Below are 16,460 nucleotides of genomic sequence, written 5' to 3'. Positions count from 1 at the left end.
TCGTCCCCCAACAAGGAGACGACCTTTTATTGTGTAATCGTAAAATAACTGCAATCGCCATCGCTGCTCCGTAAGCTACTTTTTAAAATCTAGTGTGCTAAAGTACTCCATTTCATTTATAATTTTTTGTTTTAAGACATCATTATCAAGCGCATCACAAATGCTATAAGCTTTTTGTAAATAATTGATTTCTATAGGCTGATTTAATTGATTTGATAAGAAATGTTTTCGAGCATAACAACAAGTCATTAGATTATAAGCAGCTAATTCTTTGAACTCAGTAATCAGTTTTTCATTTAAAAGATTTGCTTCTTGTAATTTATTCTCCTGAATAAATAATAGAGTTAAATTGTAGTTAAAAGGAATTTTAATCTTTTGATAAAGTGGATGCTGACTGTATTTTTGTAATTGCTTAAGCGCAAATTTTGTAATGAAAGTAGCAGTTTCGATATCAAATAAATAAAGCAAACAATTAATTAACTGGAGTTCATTTAAGTGCCAAGTATCATATTCTTTCAAACGTTTCCATACCCTTAAGGCAAGCTTTTTCGCTGCATCGAAATCATTATTTTCTTGTATGCAAATAAAAGCTTCTGCTAGATGTCTAATATCTAGAATAAGTTCATCCTCATGTTCTTCCAAAAAAATATCAGATATACGTATAATCTTTTTTAGTTTTTCCACATCAATCAATTTCATGGCAAAAAAGTTCAGTGTAATCCATTTTTTTGGTGGATAGGAGTAGTTATTAGAAATAAATTCGAATTCTTCTAATTCAATATGCACTCTTTCTAACAATTGAACAAATTTTTTGTATGAAATATCTACTTTGTTCTGCTCAAATTTTGAGCAATTTGATTGATGGAGAATATCAATGGAAACTTTTCTCTGAGAGAACCCCTTTCCTTCTCGTATTTTCAAAAAATTGTTACCTGTATTATCATAGTTAATTTCTTTACTAAATACTTGTGCTTCTAACGCAAATTGTTATACAGAAACTAGTTGGATGAAGATGACAACTGTGGCTACAAAACTTTCAGGTGGTAAAATACTACTTTTAAATAATTTTTCTTGGATTAGCCAACCTAATTTCACACTGACAGATGTTGTTGCTGTTACTCATTCTGCTTCGGCTGTAAAAATTCCGGGAACGGAGGGTTTTTCTTATACTTATCGTGATGCTTATGGGTTGCACTCTGTTGCTGAATCAAGCACTACAAGAAATTCATACGGTATTGCAAAAACATTTAATCTTAAATCATTTGGTGCTGATTCACCTCCATATGACCACACTGGTTACGTATCTGTTCAAGTAGAAAAAGGAAACACAGGTGATACAAAAGCTAATGCTTATGGACATTATTCCCATACAACTGTGAGAATTGGAACGTCCGTTTCTGTTTCAATACCGAAAGCAGGATCTATTAATATAACGGGGCAACTATCAAAGACCGATATGCCAGATTCTATGGTATTATTTAACTATTAAAAAGTTGATTGGGGGAGCGTTATGAAAAGCTCAATTCTTTATTTGATAGTTGGAGGGGTTTTAGGGTTTTTATTGTTAAATATTATTTTTACTGTATTTAATGGAGATATGGCGACTCACGCATTATATTCGATATTTTTTGGAAGCCTAATAGGGTTAGTATTTGGTATATACAAAAAAATCAACTAGTAAATAAAAGGTCGTCCCCAATTGGAGACGACCTTTTATTGTGTAATCGTAAAATAAGAAACTACTAAAACGAGTACAACAACTAAATTTAATAAATTATATTGAGTTCTTGAAATTTTCTTGTCGAATTTATCGGATTTCCGAATTAGCCTAATGCCTAAATAGGTGAAGAAAATAGCTAAAAAGATTGCGAACATAGGAGGCATTTTGTATACATACTCATTGACCAAATGTACTAAAATAACTGCAATCGCCATCGCTGCTCCGTAAGCTACTTTTTTTAATGTCGGTTCCTTCAAATGATTCCACTCCAATCTACAACTAAACTAAGTATACGAAAAGAAGGGGTTGAATGTAAGAGTTTACATACAAATCGACAAAAAAAACTGAAAATAATACAATCTTCGTAATTTTTTGATTGCAATAACTCTTTTTTTTGATTATCTTTAAATAGTATCCTTATTTTTCTAGTTTTTATTAAAAAATTAAAAAACGAAAGCAGGAGAGAATTAATGAAGAAGTCCGTAATTGCAACTGTTTTGGCAACGTCCTTACTTATGTCTACGCAAGTCAGTTTTGCTGATAGTTCTATGCAAGACGCAGTAGACCAAGCAAGGAAAGATATGAAAGAGGCAACGTATACATTTGTTGCACCTGCTCAAAAAGGCATTCTCGTTCCAAGTAAAGATCTATACCCTGCACTAAATAAGGCCAAAGAAAATTATGAAAAAGCAAAAGATGCAATTGTACAATCTAATGCTACAAATAAAGCAGTATTATTAACTAATTTAGAAAAATTGTATTTTGAACGTATTACAAAAGGAATTGTTCCATATATTGATGCCTACAACTACGCGGATAAGTATTTAACACCAATTTTGGCGGATATCAAAGTAGCTGAGGCAGAAAAAGATTGGGCTAAATTAGAAAAAGCATACCATGCATTATCTGTTCAATTGGATACTCGCACAACAATACTTTATAAATTTACAGGGAAAGCTGCTAGAGATCTACTATTAGATCAATACAAAAAACCTGCTAATTTAACACGTGATCAGCTAAAAGTACCTGTTACTATTTATATGAAAATAGTAGAAGCAGAAAAATTATTAGCTGCAAATAAAATAGAAGAAGCTAAAAAAGTGTTAGAAACGATTAGACCTTTAATCAGTCAAGTACCTGCTACAAACCTTTCCCCAATGCAGCAAGAATTGCTTGCAAAAGGAATTGAAATTGCTGGGAAAGCAGGAATCACTTTAACACCTTCTCCTACTGGAGATACTGTTTCTTTACGTATTCTAGGAACGACTGATATTCATACAAATATCGTAAACTATGATTACTACAAAGATGTAGAGTCTCAAGGTTTGGGTCTTGCAAAAACTTCTACATTAATAAAAAATGCACGTAAAGAAAATAGCAACACATTATTATTTGATAATGGTGATGCAATTCAAGGAACTCCACTAGGCTCTTATAAGCAAGCTATAGACAAGCTAGTAGACGGGGAAGAACATCCTTCTGTAACTGCAATGGAGTTATTAAAATACGACGGGGCAACTTTCGGCAACCATGAATTCAACTATGGTCTTGATTACTTAGATGAAGTAATGGATGATGCAAACTTCCCATATGTGAATGCGAATGTTCGCAGTGCAGCAACTAAAAAATTGCTTTATAAACCATATGCATTAATTGATAAAGAAGTAGTTGATTCTAAAGGAAATAAAACAACAATTAAAGTTGGGGTTACAGGAATTGTTCCACCGCAAATTTTAAAATGGGATAAATCTCATTTAGAAGGAAAAGTAACAGTAGACGATTCTGTTCAAGCTGTGGAAGCGATTATTCCTGAAATGCAAAAAGCTGGAGCAGACGTAATTATTGTACTGTCTCACTCTGGTATTGGCGATGCAAAGCATGAAGTTGGCGAAGAGGATGTAACGTATTTATTAACAAAAGTTAAAGGGGTAGACGCAATAATTACAGGTCATGCTCACCAAGTATTCCCTGGTAAAGTAGATGCGTCCTTAACGAATGTAGACGTTGAAAAAGGTACTATGAATGGCGTTCCAGTTGTAATGGCTGGTAAGTACGGTAGTCATTTAGGAGTTATTGATTTAACATTGGAGAAAAAAGGCGACGATTGGACTGTAGCTGCTTCTAAAGCAGAAGTACGCATGATTGCAAAAGATGCTTCTGATGTCGATCAAGCGGTAGTAGATGCAGTGAAAGAGGCACATGAAGGGACGATTAAATATGTTCGTCAAGCAGTTGGACAAACAACAGCAGACATTCATAGTTACTTCTCACAAGTGCAAGATGATCCGTCTATTCAAATCGTAACAAACGCGCAAACAGCATACGTAACAGCGAAATTAAAAGGTACTGCAAATGAAAAACTTGCTGTTCTTTCTGCAGGTGCTCCATTTAAAGCAGGAACTAGAAGCGACCCAGATTACTATACATTCGTTCCTAAAGGCGAATTAGCTATTAAGAACGTAGCAGATTTATATTTGTATGATAATACGCTTGCAACGGTAAAAGTGACGGGAGCAGATGTAAAAGAATGGCTTGAAATGTCTGCAGGTCAGTTCAATCAAATCGATGCAGCAAAAGCTGGCGAGCAACAGCTGATTAATCCAGACTTCCGTTCTTACAATTATGATGTAATCGATGGAGTAACGTATGAAATAGACGTAACACAACCTGCTAAATATGATGCAGATGGCAACGAGAAAAATAAAAACGCATCACGTATTAAAAACTTACAATACAATGGCAAACCGATCGATTTGAAACAAGAGTTTATGGTTGCAACGAATAACTACCGTGCAAACGGAACATTCCCAGGTGTACGCAATGCTACTGCAATCGAAGTATATCCAGATGAAAACCGTCAAGCGATCATCGATTATATTTTGGAAGAGAAAACGATTGATCCTTCAGCAGATGGCAACTGGAAGTTTGCAGCATTACCAGCAAAAGCACAAGTTGTATTCGAGTCTTCGAAAAAAGCAGTTAGTGTGCTTCCTGCAAATGGCAGCATTAAATACTTAGGCGAGGGCACAGATGGCTTCGGGAAGTATTCACTGAAATAAGAATGATAGAAAATAGCCTAGAAACCATGTTTAAGGTTTCTAGGCTATTTCTTTTTTAACCGATAAGAAAGTATAAGCTTTCATACTTAGTGATTGTCTAGCTTCAGCGCCTAGTCCCTCGGGGGCAAATGTGAAAAGTGCTCCTGCGGTTACTCGTCGCAGAAGACTTTGCTCCTGCGGTTACTCGTCGCAGAAGAACGTGCCTGTCAGGGCGGACATAGGCGCTTACGCTTTTCTTGTCATAGATAATCTTTTAATTCATTTTCCAAAAACGGCTTAGCATTTAGAAGTTGCTTAAACTGTTGATAGTTTTCAAGCTGCTCTGGAGTTGTTTTTCTTCCTGTTTTATAAGCGCGTATTAAAATGTTCTTTGGTGTGTTTTCCATGTCGATAAATTCGACTAACTGTGCTTCGTAACCTACCATGTTTAAAATTTCAGCTCGGATAGAATCAGTTGCAAGTGCTGCAAATCGTTCTTTTACAAGACCATGTTTTAACATAATGTCTAGTCCAGGTGCATTTAGCTGTGTATTCAATTCGTGCTGACAGCAAGGGACGCTTAAAATGACACTAGCATTCCATTTAACTGCGCGAGCTAGCGCCATATCTGTTGCGACATCGCATGCATGTAACGTAACAACCATATCTACCGCAGTTTCATCGTTGTAGTCATTAATATCTCCTACTAAAAACTCTAACTGATCATAGCCTAAGTCCTGTGCAATTTTCGCACATTCCTCAATTACTTCTTTTTTCAAATCAAGGCCAGTTACTCGAATATCGAGACCTTTTTCTATTTTTAAATAGTGATAAAGTGCAAATGTTAGATAAGATTTTCCTGAGCCGAAATCGAGAATTCGCACAGGCTGATCCTTTGGTAAATAGGCAAGGGCATCGGCAATGAACTCTACAAAACGATTAATTTGCTTGAATTTATCATACTTTTGCTTCTTCACTTTTCCTTCCTCTGTTTGCACGCCTAAACGAATAAGGAAAGGGTAGGGAGTATTTTCATCTAGTAAATAATTCTTTTTGCGATTATGTGATAGATTGACAGCTTTTGCGGCCTCGGTTTTCTCCGATTTCCACATGACTTTGTTTTTCTTTGAAAGCTGAACTTGTACTTTTTCTGCTATGAAATCGATATGCAGTTGACGGAATTGCTCTAGCAGCTCATCGAGTGTTTGGGCAAAGCTTTCTAGCGGGATATTTTCATGCTTCAAAATACGTTCATATTGATATTCTAGTTGAATATGATACATGTTTTTTAGTTCGATTGGTTTTAGTTTTACACGCTTCACTTCATTAGACTTTACTCGTGGCTGGCTAATTGTTGCGGTCATTAACTGCTTGTCCAAAATTTGTTCTAGTAGATATTGTTTCATTTCTTGAAATTCCATTCAATTCGCCTTCTTTTTCGTAAGATACTTGGAAATAGTGTATCATACGAGGCATTATTTTTCTGTGATATACGTTAATGTTTTACCAGTTAGTCCAAATAATATCGTCAATATTGGGCTAAGCAGGCAGAAGAATGCGAATGGTAAATAGTCGAGTGTTGGGACGGCTAATACGCTTGTGATGAATATACCACACACACTCCATGGGACAAGTGGATTGACGACTGTACCTGCATCTTCCATTACACGCGCTAAGTTTTTATTTGCTAAACCAACTTTTTTAAATGAAGCTTGGAATGCCTCGCCAGTTAATAGAATTGATAAATATTGCTCACCTATTAACGTGTTTATGCCTATAGCTGTAAATGCCGAGGCTGCGATAACAGAGCCAACGCTTTTTAAAGCATGTTCGATTTTCATTAATAAAGTTTGCACGATACCAAGTGTAAACAATAGTCCACCCATGCTTAGCGCAAGCAGGACAAGCCCGATTGTAAACATCATGCTATTCATGCCGCCTCTTGAAAGTAATTTGTCGATTGCTTCGATTCCAGTTTCAGACGTGTATCCGCTAAATAATATATGCAGCACTTCAGCAAAGGAAAAACTTTGGAAGAAGTACGATATAACAATAGCTGCAATGGAAGTTAGTGCTAACGCTATAATAGCCGGAACTTTTTTGAGAGAAAGTGCAACGAGTAAAGCAAGCGGCAATAAAGAATACCAATGAATCATACCTGTTTGAAGGAGCCCATCTTGAAAGGCAGTTATTTGATCGAGTTGTTGTATTTCTTTATTCGGTGATAAAAATGCATATCCAACTAACGAAATAAGGAATGCTGGAATTGTTGTCCAACCCATGTTTCGAATATGTTCGAACAAATCGACTTGCACAATAGCCGACGCAAGATTTGTCGTATCTGATAGAGGAGACATTTTATCTCCAAAAAAAGCACCGGAAACAATTGCACCAGCCGTAATAGCTAATGAAATATCCATAGCACTCGCCATTCCGATAAAAGCGACACCAACTGTTGCAACTGTCGTTAACGAACTTCCGATGGAAAGACCAACGACACAAGTAATCAAAAATGCAATTGCATAGAAAAAGTGTGGAGAGATGAACTGAAAACCTAAGTAAATAAGTGTAGGAATTGTTCCACCCATCATCCAACTACTAATTAGAATTCCGATAAAGAAAAAGATGAAAATTGCCCCAAGTCCAGCTTTCGAACCTTCTACGAGCCCTTCTTCTAATTTTTTAAAAGGAACTTCTTTTACAAGCCCGTAAAAGAGAAGTAAAAGAATTGCCAATAAAATAGGTATATGTGGAACTGAATCAAATTTAATAATACAAACGCCCATCGTAATAATAATTAGTGCAGTAAGTAGTACTGCTTCTAAAAACGAAGGCGATATTACCGCGCGTATACGAAACATAGTGAACCCTCCTAGTGTGTGTTTGAGGAATGAAAAAAAACCTTCCAATCCCAGAAATTAGGGACGAAGGAAATCTCCGCGGTACCACCCTATTTGTCGAACCGATTTGTTCGACCACTCATTCAAACCGAGCTTATTTGATTGTTGTAATTCATCCATCATGTTTACCTGAACTTTCACCAACCGTTCAGTCTCTTTTTGCTGTGTACATGTAGATTACTAAGTCAATCACTCGTATATTTTCGCTTTCGCGGTTCAACGCTTTGGTGCGCTGAAGTAATTTGAATTCTATCATGTTTTGACGGACTGTCAAGGGGTATGTAAAGGCGATTCGTTGCGTTTCTTGTACCTAAAGGGTTTGACATAAAAGAGAAAATTTATTCAGAATTTTATGTCGAAATTAAACTGTAGGAGAAATATATTTCCTGGGAAATCGACAAAAGAGGTGACGTTTCTTACTAGTCTGTTCTTTTTGTTTTATAATAGAACTAAGAAAGAGGTGTGGGTATGTTTTTAGATCATATTGTTCATCATGTAACAACAAAACCAAAAGAAGCAGTGCAACAATGGAGCGAAAAAGGTTTTCATGCAGTTATCGGTGGTCAGCATATACACTGGGGTACATATAATGCGCTACTGTATACAAAAACGAGCTATATTGAATGGCTTGCACTAGAACATGAAGACGTTGCAACTAATGCAAATCACCCTTTAGTTAACTTATTACTTCATGATCTGAAAACGGGTCCAGGCTTTGGGACGGTGTGCATCCGAACGAATACGATGGACGAACTATGCGAACAGCTTGAGCGAAAAGGTATAGAAACATCAGGAGTTTTACATGCTGAAAGAAAAACAACAAGCGGTTTAGTACGTAAGTGGAAAATGTTATTCGTAAAAGAGCAAGTAGATGATGCACTTCCAACTCCATTTTTTATAGAGTGGGAGGAAAGCGATGAAGAAAGGTACCGGTTGCTTGAAAAGGATGGTACGATCAATTCAAGTAATTTAGAGCTCTCTATTGCTGCATGTGAGTTTCATGTGGATAATCCAAGAGAAGTAATGGATAGATGGAAAAACTATTTCGGTTTCGAAGAACAAGATGAGCAAACATTGTTATTATCGAATGCCCGATTTATATTCAAAAAGCAAATAAATGAAAAAAAAGAAAGACTTGTAACTATTTATGTAAACGGGTCTGAAAAAAATGGGGATATTCATTACGAAAACGCGACCTATCGATTTTTAGCGGAGTAGGAAATCATCATAAAGGGGGAATTATTTTGGATGAGTTAATAGAAAAAGCAGTCATTGTTGCCGTCAATTTGAAACATGACGAGCATTTTGACTATGGATTAGAAGAACTGCACAACTTAGCAGCCGCATTAAACGTTGAAATAGTCGGAGAAGTGACGCAAAACTTGAACAGAGTTACATCTTCGCATTATGTTGGAACAGGGAAAGTAGAAGAGATTAGACACTTCTACGAAGAAGCTGGAGCAAACTTAGTCATTTTTAACGATGAATTATCGCCTTCTCAAATTCGAAATTTAGAAAGAGATTTGGATTGTAAAGTAATCGATCGAACGATGCTCATACTAGATATTTTTGCTCGCCGTGCAAAATCAAACGAAGCACAGATGCAAGTAGAATTGGCACAGCTCCAATACATGCTTCCACGACTAGTTGGTCTTCGAGCATCTTTAGGCAGACAAGGTGGGGGAACTGGCGGCGGCTTTAAAAACCGTGGTGCTGGGGAAACGAAATTAGAACTAGATAGACGTAAAATTGAAGACCAAATTGCCAAGCTAAAACGAGAGCTTGAACATGTAAAAGATCAGCGACAAACACAAAGAAAACAACGTCAGAAAAATGCCGTTCCGGTAGTCTCACTTGTAGGATATACAAATGCCGGTAAATCGACAATTATGAACCAATTGCTTCGTAAAATCGGCCAAGAAGATTCCAAGCAAGTATTTGAAAAAGATATGCTTTTCGCAACGCTTGAAACATCTGTTAGGCAGATTAAGCTGGCTGATCAAAAGGAGTTTTTATTAACAGATACAGTTGGGTTTGTTAGTAAACTACCGCATCATCTAGTGAAAGCATTCCGCTCCACATTAGAAGAAGCAAGAGACGCCAACTTATTGCTACATGTAGTAGATGTGTCCAATGACGAGCATCGTTATATGATGGACGTTACGAATGAAACCTTACTCGCTGTTGGAGTAAAGGATGTGCCGACTGTTTTTGTTTACAATAAATCTGATCTAGCAGAGTTGAAATATCCACATGTTGCAGAGGATAATATATGGATTTCGGCAAAAGAAGGAGCAGGCTTGGATGAACTGTTAGCAATTATTAAGGAGCATATTTTCTCTGATTATGTAGTATGCGATTTATTAATACCATTCGATAGAGGCGATATTGTTTCTTATTTGAATGAACATGCCACTATTCAGTCTACTGATTATGAAGAAGAAGGCACGCTTATAAAAGTAGAAGTAAAAAAATCAGATTACGACCGATTCCAACCATTCATTTTTCAACAATAATATTTTAATAAAGAAATGAAAAAAGCTGCCCAACTAGGGGCAGCTTTTATACTTCCTGAAATTGAATATTGTGTAGCCTTGCAAAAATGCCATCTTGTTTAACTAATTCATTATATGACCCGTCCTCCGCAATACCATCTTCAGTTACCACGAGTACACGATCCGCATCACGAATTGTAGCAAGTCGGTGCGCAATAATAAGCGTAGTACGATTTTCTGCAAGCTCCATTAACGATTTTTGAATAATCTTTTCTGTTTCTGTATCTAAAGCGGAAGTAGCCTCATCCAATATTAAAATCGGAGGATTTTTCAAAAACATACGCGCAATCGCTAAACGTTGCTTTTGTCCGCCTGATAATTTGAGTCCACGTTCTCCAATTTGCGTATCATATCCTTCTGGAAGGGAAGCAATCATATCCTCTAAATGAGCCTTTTTCGCTGCCTCACGAATTTCTTCTTCTGAAGCATCCATTTTCCCATATGCGATATTTTCTCTAATTGTCCCTGTGAATAAAAATACATCTTGTTGCACAATTCCGATTTGAGCGCGCAATGAATTCATTGTAATATCTTGGATGTTTAATCCATCAATGGATATTGCCCCATCTGAAACTTCATAAAAACGAGGAATAAGTGAACAAATAGTAGTCTTTCCTGCACCAGAAGGACCTACGAATGCAACTGTTTCTCCTGCTTTCACAGTTAAGTTTATATCCTTTAATACCGATTTATGCTGATCGTAACGGAAACTAACGTCATTAAATGCAATATCCCCATTTAAATGATTAACTGTCATTGCATTTGGATTGTCGATAATTTCTGGCTCTTGCTCCATTAAGTCTAAAAATCTTCTAAACCCAGCCATTCCTTTTGGATACAGCTCAAGTAAAGCAGTAATTTTATCAACTGGCTTAATAAGCACATTCACAAACAGGACAAAACTTACAAGTTCCCCATGACTAAGCTTCCCTTCTAGAGAAAAGTAAGCTCCAACAACAAGTACTACTAACGTAACAAGTCTAGTCATCATATAAATACTTGAATGAGTCCCAGCCATCACTTTATATGCTTTAAGTTTAGCTAATCGGAATTGACCATTATCTTCTTTAAAGCGAGTAATTTCAAAGTTTTCATTCGTAAAAGATTGCACAACACGTACGCCAGATACACTGTCTTCTACGCGTGCATTCACATCTGCGATTTTCCCGTACATATTTTTCCATGCTTTATTCATCATAATATTTCCGTATGTCGCAACTATTACTAAAACAGGAACAATGACAATCGCAATAATCGCAAGCTCTGGATTAATATTGAACATAAGAATAAACGCACCGATAAGTGTCATAATTGCGATGAATAAATCCTCTGGACCATGATGGGCAAGCTCTCCAATATCAAATAAATCATTCGTAATACGACTCATCACATGTCCGGTCTTCGTATTATCGAAAAAGCGAAACGATTGTTTTTGCACATGATTGAATAATTGCTGCCTCATATCTGTTTCGATATTAATGCCAAGCTTATGACCAAGATAATTCACTATATAATTGAGGAAAGTACTCAAAACATAGACGAGCAATAATAGAGTACTAATTTTTACAATCATATCCCAATCCTTAGTCGGCAATAGTACGTCTATAAACCACTGAACCGCAACAGGAAATGCAAGTTCTAAAAGAGCAACGATGATAGCACTTGAAAAGTCTATGATAAATAATCTTTTATGTGGTTTGTAAAAAGCAAAAAATTTCTTAAGCATAAAATATACCCCCTTCTTCCTTCATAACGATTATTATAACAAAAATTTCTGAAACCGAAATAATAATGTTGAAACTTTCCAATATACATAAACGTATAATAGTTTGAGTAAATATTTGAAAGGGTGGATAATAATATGAAAAAATGGATGAGTATGTTGGCAGTTGGCGCATTGTCGCTAAGTTTAGCCGCATGTAATCAAACAGCCTCTCCAACAGACAACACGAAAATAACGGAGACAAGCAATTTAACGCTACAAGAAGTATATGATAAGTCGATTAAGGCATCAGAAGAACTAAAAAGCGTAAAAGCTACAATTGATATGAAACAAAAAATGAGTATGGTTGATCAAGGAATCGATGCAGACATTAGTTCATTAATGGATATGGAGTATGTAATAGAACCAATGCAGATTTATCAAAAAGGAAAAACAACGATGCATGCAATGACGGGAGACGGAGAAGACCAAGTAATGGATATGGAAAGCTATATTACAAAGGATTCTTTTTATATGAGTGAAGGGGACCAGTGGATGAAACTGCCACAGGATTTGCTAGGGGAGCTACAAAACTCTGCGGAGCAATCCAACCCGTCAGATCAATTAAAGCAAATCGAAAGCTTCTTAGAGGATTTTACATTTAAACAAGATAACGATCATTATATTCTTTCATTAGAAGCTTCTGGTGAAAAATTCACTGAGCTTGTACAAAGTCAATTAGATGATATGATGCAAAATATAATGGATAGTGGACAAGAAGCTAATATCGAAATGGATATAAAGTCAGTAAAGTATTTAATCCATATCGACAAAAAAACATTTAACTCGAGCAAGGTAGATATGGTAATGGATATGAGCATGGTGATTGATGGTGAGGAAATGATGTTGTATCAAGATGTGAAGACAAACTTCTCTCACTTCAATGAAATCAAGGAAATTGTTATTCCTCAAGATGTAATTGATAGTGCTTTAGAAATTTAAAAAGAGAAGGAGCGAGTATAGGGATGGGAGAGTGGATTTCGTTACAAGCGGGCGCTTTCGGTGGGGCGGTTGGTGAGCCTCCTCGTTTCACTGCGGGGTCCCACCTGTCCGCTTATCCCACCCGAGCCGCGGCTTTTCACTACATCCATCCTGCTTATGGGGGTGTATTCACGCTCTTTCTACTAAAGTACTTAAAAAGTTCATTAGCATTTCTAATTAGGAATAGACCAATAATTTTCGTACGAAGTAAATTTGTCGTCTACTTCTCCACTTTATATTCAAATGTAGAAGTGTCGCTTTCTAAAAACCTGCTCCTGCGGTTACTCGTCGCAAAAGAGATTACAAAGAGCTGAAAAATTGTATCTTTGGCTGACTCCAAGGTAGAAAGAACGGACTTGCTTATCCTATTGCCAAAAGTATTAACCACTTGGCGCGGAAGTTTCTGACGAGCGGAAGGCGAATATTTGCTATACGATGACCGAAGAAAAAGCTTGTTGGAAGTGGCGCAGCCACTTTCAACAAGCTTTTAAATTTTATCGTTCATCGTATAGCCTTATGTGAAGCCCGAAGCAAGCCAGAAACTGGGCTACTAAAGTGTTTGAATATTAAAAATGAATAAATGGTGAACAACTCTATTATCAATTGAAAGTCATTTTCATTTATCAATTGACTTGTATATCAGTCGTGCTATAATTGGAAATGTTGGTAAATGATAATGATTTTCAGTGTTGTCTTCCAATTTTAAAAATATCTTATCTTCTATATATATAAATAGGTTGAATACTCAGTGTTGAGAATAAGTTCTACTATCATCTGAGAATAAAAGAAATATGGGGTTGCACATGAGACTGAGACTGTGGATGTTGATTGTTGCAGTAATCGTCCTGTCAGTTATTTCGCTATTTATTGGTGCGATTAACATAAAGCCAAGTCATTTACTTGATTGGAAATCGTTAGAAACACAAATTTTCTTAATGAGTCGTTTACCAAGATTATTAGCAATTATTTTAGCTGGTGCAGGAATGGGTATTGCAGGTTTGATAATGCAAAGTTTAAGCCGAAACAAATTTGTCTCACCAACAACGGCTGGTACGTTAGATGCAGCAAAACTTGGGATTGTTGTATCGATGGTATTTTTTACAAGTATGTCTTTTTTCGGGCAAATTCTTTTTAGTTTTGCGTTTGCTTTAATTGGGACATTTATCTTTATGCGGTTACTTGAACAAATTAAGTTCAAAGATGCAATATTTGTTCCGTTAATCGGGATTATGTACGGAAATATTATAGGTGCGATATCTACTTTCTTGGCATATGAAGGGAACACTTTACAAAATGTAGATTCCTTTTTCCAAGGGAGTTTTACATTAGTTATATCAGGGCGGTATGAGCTTCTTTATTTAGCTATACCAGCAATTATTATTGCGTATATTTATGCTAATAAGTTTACGGTTGCAGGTATGGGTGAGGATTTCGCTAAAAATGTCGGTTTAAGTTATCGAGCGGTATTGAATATAGGACTAGTTATTGTAGCAGTTATTACTACGACTGTCGTTTTAACAGTAGGTATTATTCCGTTTTTAGGATTAATTGTACCAAATCTTGTTTCTCTTTATTTGGGGGATAATTTACGCAAAACAATCCCGCATACAATTTTTATGGGAGCAGCATTTTTATTAGCTTGCGATATTATTAGTCGCTTAATCGTACATCCATTTGAAATTCCAGTAAATACAACTGTAGCAGTAATCGGCAGTGCGATCTTCTTAATTATGTTATTTAGGGGGAAAGCATATGCGCAAAAATAGTACGAAATTACTTATATTAGCAGGTATTGCTTTAATCTGTATGCTATTATTTGCATTTTACAATATTCAAGGCGGTTTTAGTTATGCGTTTCCGAAACGTTTAGAACGACTGCTTGCGATGGTTATTACAGGTACTGCAATTGCCTATGCAACAGTGATGTTCCAAACGGTAACGAACAATCGATTATTAACGCCATCGGTTATGGGTATTGATTCGATGTATGAGATAGTGCAAACAATCATTTACTTTGCTTTAGGATCGGGTTCGATTTTTGTTGTAAGTCGTTACTTAAACTTTGGTGTATCTATTATTGCAATGGTTCTGTTTGCTGTCATTTTATACCGCTTCTTATTTCGTGCGGATAAGTATCCGATTTTCTTACTATTATTAGCAGGTATGATTATCGGCACACTACTTGGAAGTTTAGTCACCTTTATGCAAGTAATTATTGATCCAGTAGAGTATGAAAGCTTACAAGCTAGACTGTTTGCTAGCTTTATGAATGTAAAAACAGAGTTGATATTTTTATCAGCAGGTATTTTAATTTTATCGCTTCTGTATGGTACACGTATATTACATAAGTTAGATGTTATGTCCTTAGGACGTGACAATGCTGTTAACTTAGGTATTAATTATGACAAAATGGTATTGCGTATTTTAATTTTGTCATCAATTTTAATTGCAGTATCAACAGCGTTAGTAGGACCAATTACGTTTTTAGGGTTAATTGTTTCTAACTTAGCGTATCAATATTTTGGTACTTACAAACATTCGGTTTTAATTGTAGGAGCAAGTTTAATAAGTATTATTGCGTTAGTCGGTGGCCAATTTTTAGTGATTCATGTATTTCATTTATCAACAACTATTAGTGTAATTATTAACTTTGTCGGTGGTCTTTACTTTATTTACTTACTACTTAAGGAAAGTAGGAAAGCAGCATGATTGAGATTAAAGGACTTTCTAAAAGCTTCGGGAAAAAGGTTGTTGTCGAAGATGTCACATTAAAAATCCAACCGAAAGCCATTACGTCCTTTATTGGACCTAATGGTGCGGGGAAATCAACGTTATTATCAATGGTAAGTCGTTTGTTAGATGCGGATACAGGTGAAGTATTGTTAGACCAATCAAACGTAAAGAAAATGAAATCCGTTGAATTTGCGAAACGTGTTGCCATTTTAAAGCAAGCAAATCATTTAAATATTCGTTTAACTGTTCGAGAGCTTGTATCTTTTGGACGTTATCCATACTCGAAAGGTCGTTTAAGCAAAGAAGATCACAAGTTTGTGGACCAGGCATTAGAGTATATGAATTTAACAGATATGCAAGACAGTTTTTTAGATGAGCTTTCTGGTGGTCAAAAGCAGCGTGCTTTTATTTCTATGGTTATTGCACAAGATACTGATTATATTTTACTCGATGAACCATTAAATAACTTAGATATGAAGCATTCGGTGCAAATTATGAAAATTTTGCGTAAATTGGTAGATGAGCTAGGGAAAACAGTTGTTATCGTATTGCATGATATTAACTTTGCTTCCGTCTATTCAGATCGTATCGTTGCGTTGAAGGATGGACGTCTAGTAAAAGATGGTCCAACAGATGAGATTATTAACTCAGTTGCTTTACGTGAAGTGTATGATATGGACATTCCTGTTCAAGTGCAGGATGGTTGTCGAATATGCGTTTATTTTAATTCACATAACTAATTTTCAAAAAAAAAAATCAAAAAGTAATTGA

The 16,460-nt window shown here is 36.0% G+C and carries 15 protein-coding genes; 9 read left to right on the top strand and 6 right to left on the bottom strand.

Annotated features, from left to right (window positions below; all coding sequences use genetic code 11):
- Positions 1 to 75 precede the first annotated feature (75 nt).
- A complete protein-coding gene (locus tag RUH95_RS06155) occupies positions 76 to 921 on the bottom strand; it encodes an Rgg family transcriptional regulator (RefSeq protein WP_313891961.1) in 846 nt (281 codons plus the stop codon).
- 91 nt (positions 922 to 1,012) lie between these two features.
- Between RUH95_RS06155 and RUH95_RS06150 the strand changes: the two genes are divergently transcribed.
- Together RUH95_RS06150 and RUH95_RS06145 are read left to right on the top strand one after the other, a co-directional pair.
- Complete coding sequence (locus RUH95_RS06150; RefSeq protein WP_313891960.1) at positions 1,013 to 1,489, top strand: hypothetical protein; 477 nt, start codon at positions 1,013 to 1,015, stop codon at positions 1,487 to 1,489.
- Positions 1,490 to 1,510: 21 nt separating this feature from the next.
- Positions 1,511 to 1,678 (top strand): hypothetical protein, encoded by a 168-nt coding sequence (locus RUH95_RS06145; protein WP_313891959.1) that lies wholly within the window; start codon positions 1,511 to 1,513, stop codon positions 1,676 to 1,678.
- Positions 1,679 to 1,713: 35 nt separating this feature from the next.
- Here the strand turns inward: RUH95_RS06145 and RUH95_RS06140 are convergent, their stop codons facing one another.
- On the bottom strand, positions 1,714 to 1,977 hold the full coding sequence (locus tag RUH95_RS06140; protein WP_313891958.1) for a hypothetical protein: 264 nt from the start codon (positions 1,975 to 1,977) through the stop codon (positions 1,714 to 1,716).
- A gap of 213 nt (positions 1,978 to 2,190) precedes the next feature.
- On the opposite strand from RUH95_RS06140, the gene RUH95_RS06135 reads away from it, so the two are divergent.
- A complete protein-coding gene (locus RUH95_RS06135; protein ID WP_313891957.1) occupies positions 2,191 to 4,779 on the top strand; it encodes a bifunctional 2',3'-cyclic-nucleotide 2'-phosphodiesterase/3'-nucleotidase in 2,589 nt (862 codons plus the stop codon).
- 239 nt (positions 4,780 to 5,018) lie between these two features.
- Here the strand turns inward: RUH95_RS06135 and RUH95_RS06130 are convergent, their stop codons facing one another.
- Genes RUH95_RS06130 through RUH95_RS06120 form a run of 3 tightly spaced genes read right to left on the bottom strand, consistent with a single transcriptional unit; the run spans position 5,019 to position 7,802 of the window.
- Positions 5,019 to 6,179, bottom strand: coding sequence for a class I SAM-dependent methyltransferase (locus RUH95_RS06130; protein ID WP_313891956.1), 1,161 nt, complete (start codon positions 6,177 to 6,179; stop codon positions 5,019 to 5,021).
- A 54-nt stretch (positions 6,180 to 6,233) separates the two neighbouring features.
- Positions 6,234 to 7,619, bottom strand: coding sequence for a Na+/H+ antiporter NhaC (gene nhaC / locus RUH95_RS06125; RefSeq protein WP_313891955.1), 1,386 nt, complete (start codon positions 7,617 to 7,619; stop codon positions 6,234 to 6,236).
- A gap of 57 nt (positions 7,620 to 7,676) precedes the next feature.
- Positions 7,677 to 7,802: a hypothetical protein gene (locus tag RUH95_RS06120; protein ID WP_313891954.1), complete on the bottom strand. Its 126-nt coding sequence runs from the start codon at positions 7,800 to 7,802 to the stop codon at positions 7,677 to 7,679.
- A 324-nt stretch (positions 7,803 to 8,126) separates the two neighbouring features.
- On the opposite strand from RUH95_RS06120, the gene RUH95_RS06115 reads away from it, so the two are divergent.
- Together RUH95_RS06115 and hflX are read left to right on the top strand one after the other, a co-directional pair.
- Positions 8,127 to 8,876: a VOC family protein gene (locus RUH95_RS06115; protein WP_313891953.1), complete on the top strand. Its 750-nt coding sequence runs from the start codon at positions 8,127 to 8,129 to the stop codon at positions 8,874 to 8,876.
- A 26-nt stretch (positions 8,877 to 8,902) separates the two neighbouring features.
- Positions 8,903 to 10,174, top strand: a complete 1,272-nt coding sequence (gene hflX / locus RUH95_RS06110; RefSeq protein ID WP_313891952.1) for a GTPase HflX — start codon at positions 8,903 to 8,905, stop codon at positions 10,172 to 10,174.
- A gap of 46 nt (positions 10,175 to 10,220) precedes the next feature.
- Here hflX and RUH95_RS06105 read toward each other — a convergent pair whose 3' ends face one another.
- Complete coding sequence (locus tag RUH95_RS06105; RefSeq protein ID WP_313891951.1) at positions 10,221 to 11,939, bottom strand: ABC transporter ATP-binding protein; 1,719 nt, start codon at positions 11,937 to 11,939, stop codon at positions 10,221 to 10,223.
- Between the two features lie 135 nt (positions 11,940 to 12,074).
- Here RUH95_RS06105 and RUH95_RS06100 point away from each other — a divergent pair, with 135 nt between their 5' ends.
- The 4 genes from RUH95_RS06100 to RUH95_RS06085 all read left to right on the top strand — a co-directional run bounded on the left by RUH95_RS06100 (position 12,075) and on the right by RUH95_RS06085 (position 16,429).
- Positions 12,075 to 12,917, top strand: a complete 843-nt coding sequence (locus RUH95_RS06100) for a DUF6612 family protein (RefSeq protein WP_313891950.1) — start codon at positions 12,075 to 12,077, stop codon at positions 12,915 to 12,917.
- Between the two features lie 848 nt (positions 12,918 to 13,765).
- Positions 13,766 to 14,722, top strand: coding sequence for an ABC transporter permease (locus RUH95_RS06095; protein WP_313892201.1), 957 nt, complete (start codon positions 13,766 to 13,768; stop codon positions 14,720 to 14,722).
- Positions 14,709 to 15,665: an iron chelate uptake ABC transporter family permease subunit gene (locus RUH95_RS06090; RefSeq protein WP_313891949.1), complete on the top strand. Its 957-nt coding sequence runs from the start codon at positions 14,709 to 14,711 to the stop codon at positions 15,663 to 15,665. The genes RUH95_RS06095 and RUH95_RS06090 overlap by 14 nt, the downstream gene beginning before the upstream one ends.
- Positions 15,662 to 16,429: an iron ABC transporter ATP-binding protein gene (locus RUH95_RS06085; protein ID WP_313891948.1), complete on the top strand. Its 768-nt coding sequence runs from the start codon at positions 15,662 to 15,664 to the stop codon at positions 16,427 to 16,429. Before RUH95_RS06090 ends, RUH95_RS06085 begins: the two co-directional genes overlap by 4 nt.
- Positions 16,430 to 16,460 lie beyond the last annotated feature (31 nt).

Origin of the sequence: Psychrobacillus sp. (genome assembly GCF_032154225.1) — a bacterium.
Classification (GTDB): Bacteria; Bacillota; Bacilli; order Bacillales_A; family Planococcaceae; genus Psychrobacillus.
Note: the sequence above shows the minus strand (reverse complement) of the source record. Positions and strands in the feature narration are given on the sequence as shown.

Excerpts from the sequence above, each read along its gene's own strand:
- RUH95_RS06085 (WP_313891948.1), top strand. The coding sequence starts at position 15,662 with ATGATTGAGATTAAAGGACTTTCTAAAAGCTTCGGGAAAAAGGTTGTT.
- RUH95_RS06090 (WP_313891949.1), top strand. The coding sequence starts at position 14,709 with ATGCGCAAAAATAGTACGAAATTACTTATATTAGCAGGTATTGCTTTA.
- RUH95_RS06130 (WP_313891956.1), bottom strand. The coding sequence starts at position 6,179 with ATGGAATTTCAAGAAATGAAACAATATCTACTAGAACAAATTTTGGAC.
- RUH95_RS06105 (WP_313891951.1), bottom strand. The coding sequence starts at position 11,939 with ATGCTTAAGAAATTTTTTGCTTTTTACAAACCACATAAAAGATTATTT.
- nhaC (WP_313891955.1), bottom strand. The coding sequence starts at position 7,619 with ATGTTTCGTATACGCGCGGTAATATCGCCTTCGTTTTTAGAAGCAGTA.
- RUH95_RS06150 (WP_313891960.1), top strand. The coding sequence starts at position 1,013 with ATGACAACTGTGGCTACAAAACTTTCAGGTGGTAAAATACTACTTTTA.
- RUH95_RS06135 (WP_313891957.1), top strand. The coding sequence starts at position 2,191 with ATGAAGAAGTCCGTAATTGCAACTGTTTTGGCAACGTCCTTACTTATG.
- RUH95_RS06100 (WP_313891950.1), top strand. The coding sequence starts at position 12,075 with ATGAAAAAATGGATGAGTATGTTGGCAGTTGGCGCATTGTCGCTAAGT.
- RUH95_RS06115 (WP_313891953.1), top strand. The coding sequence starts at position 8,127 with ATGTTTTTAGATCATATTGTTCATCATGTAACAACAAAACCAAAAGAA.
- RUH95_RS06145 (WP_313891959.1), top strand. The coding sequence starts at position 1,511 with ATGAAAAGCTCAATTCTTTATTTGATAGTTGGAGGGGTTTTAGGGTTT.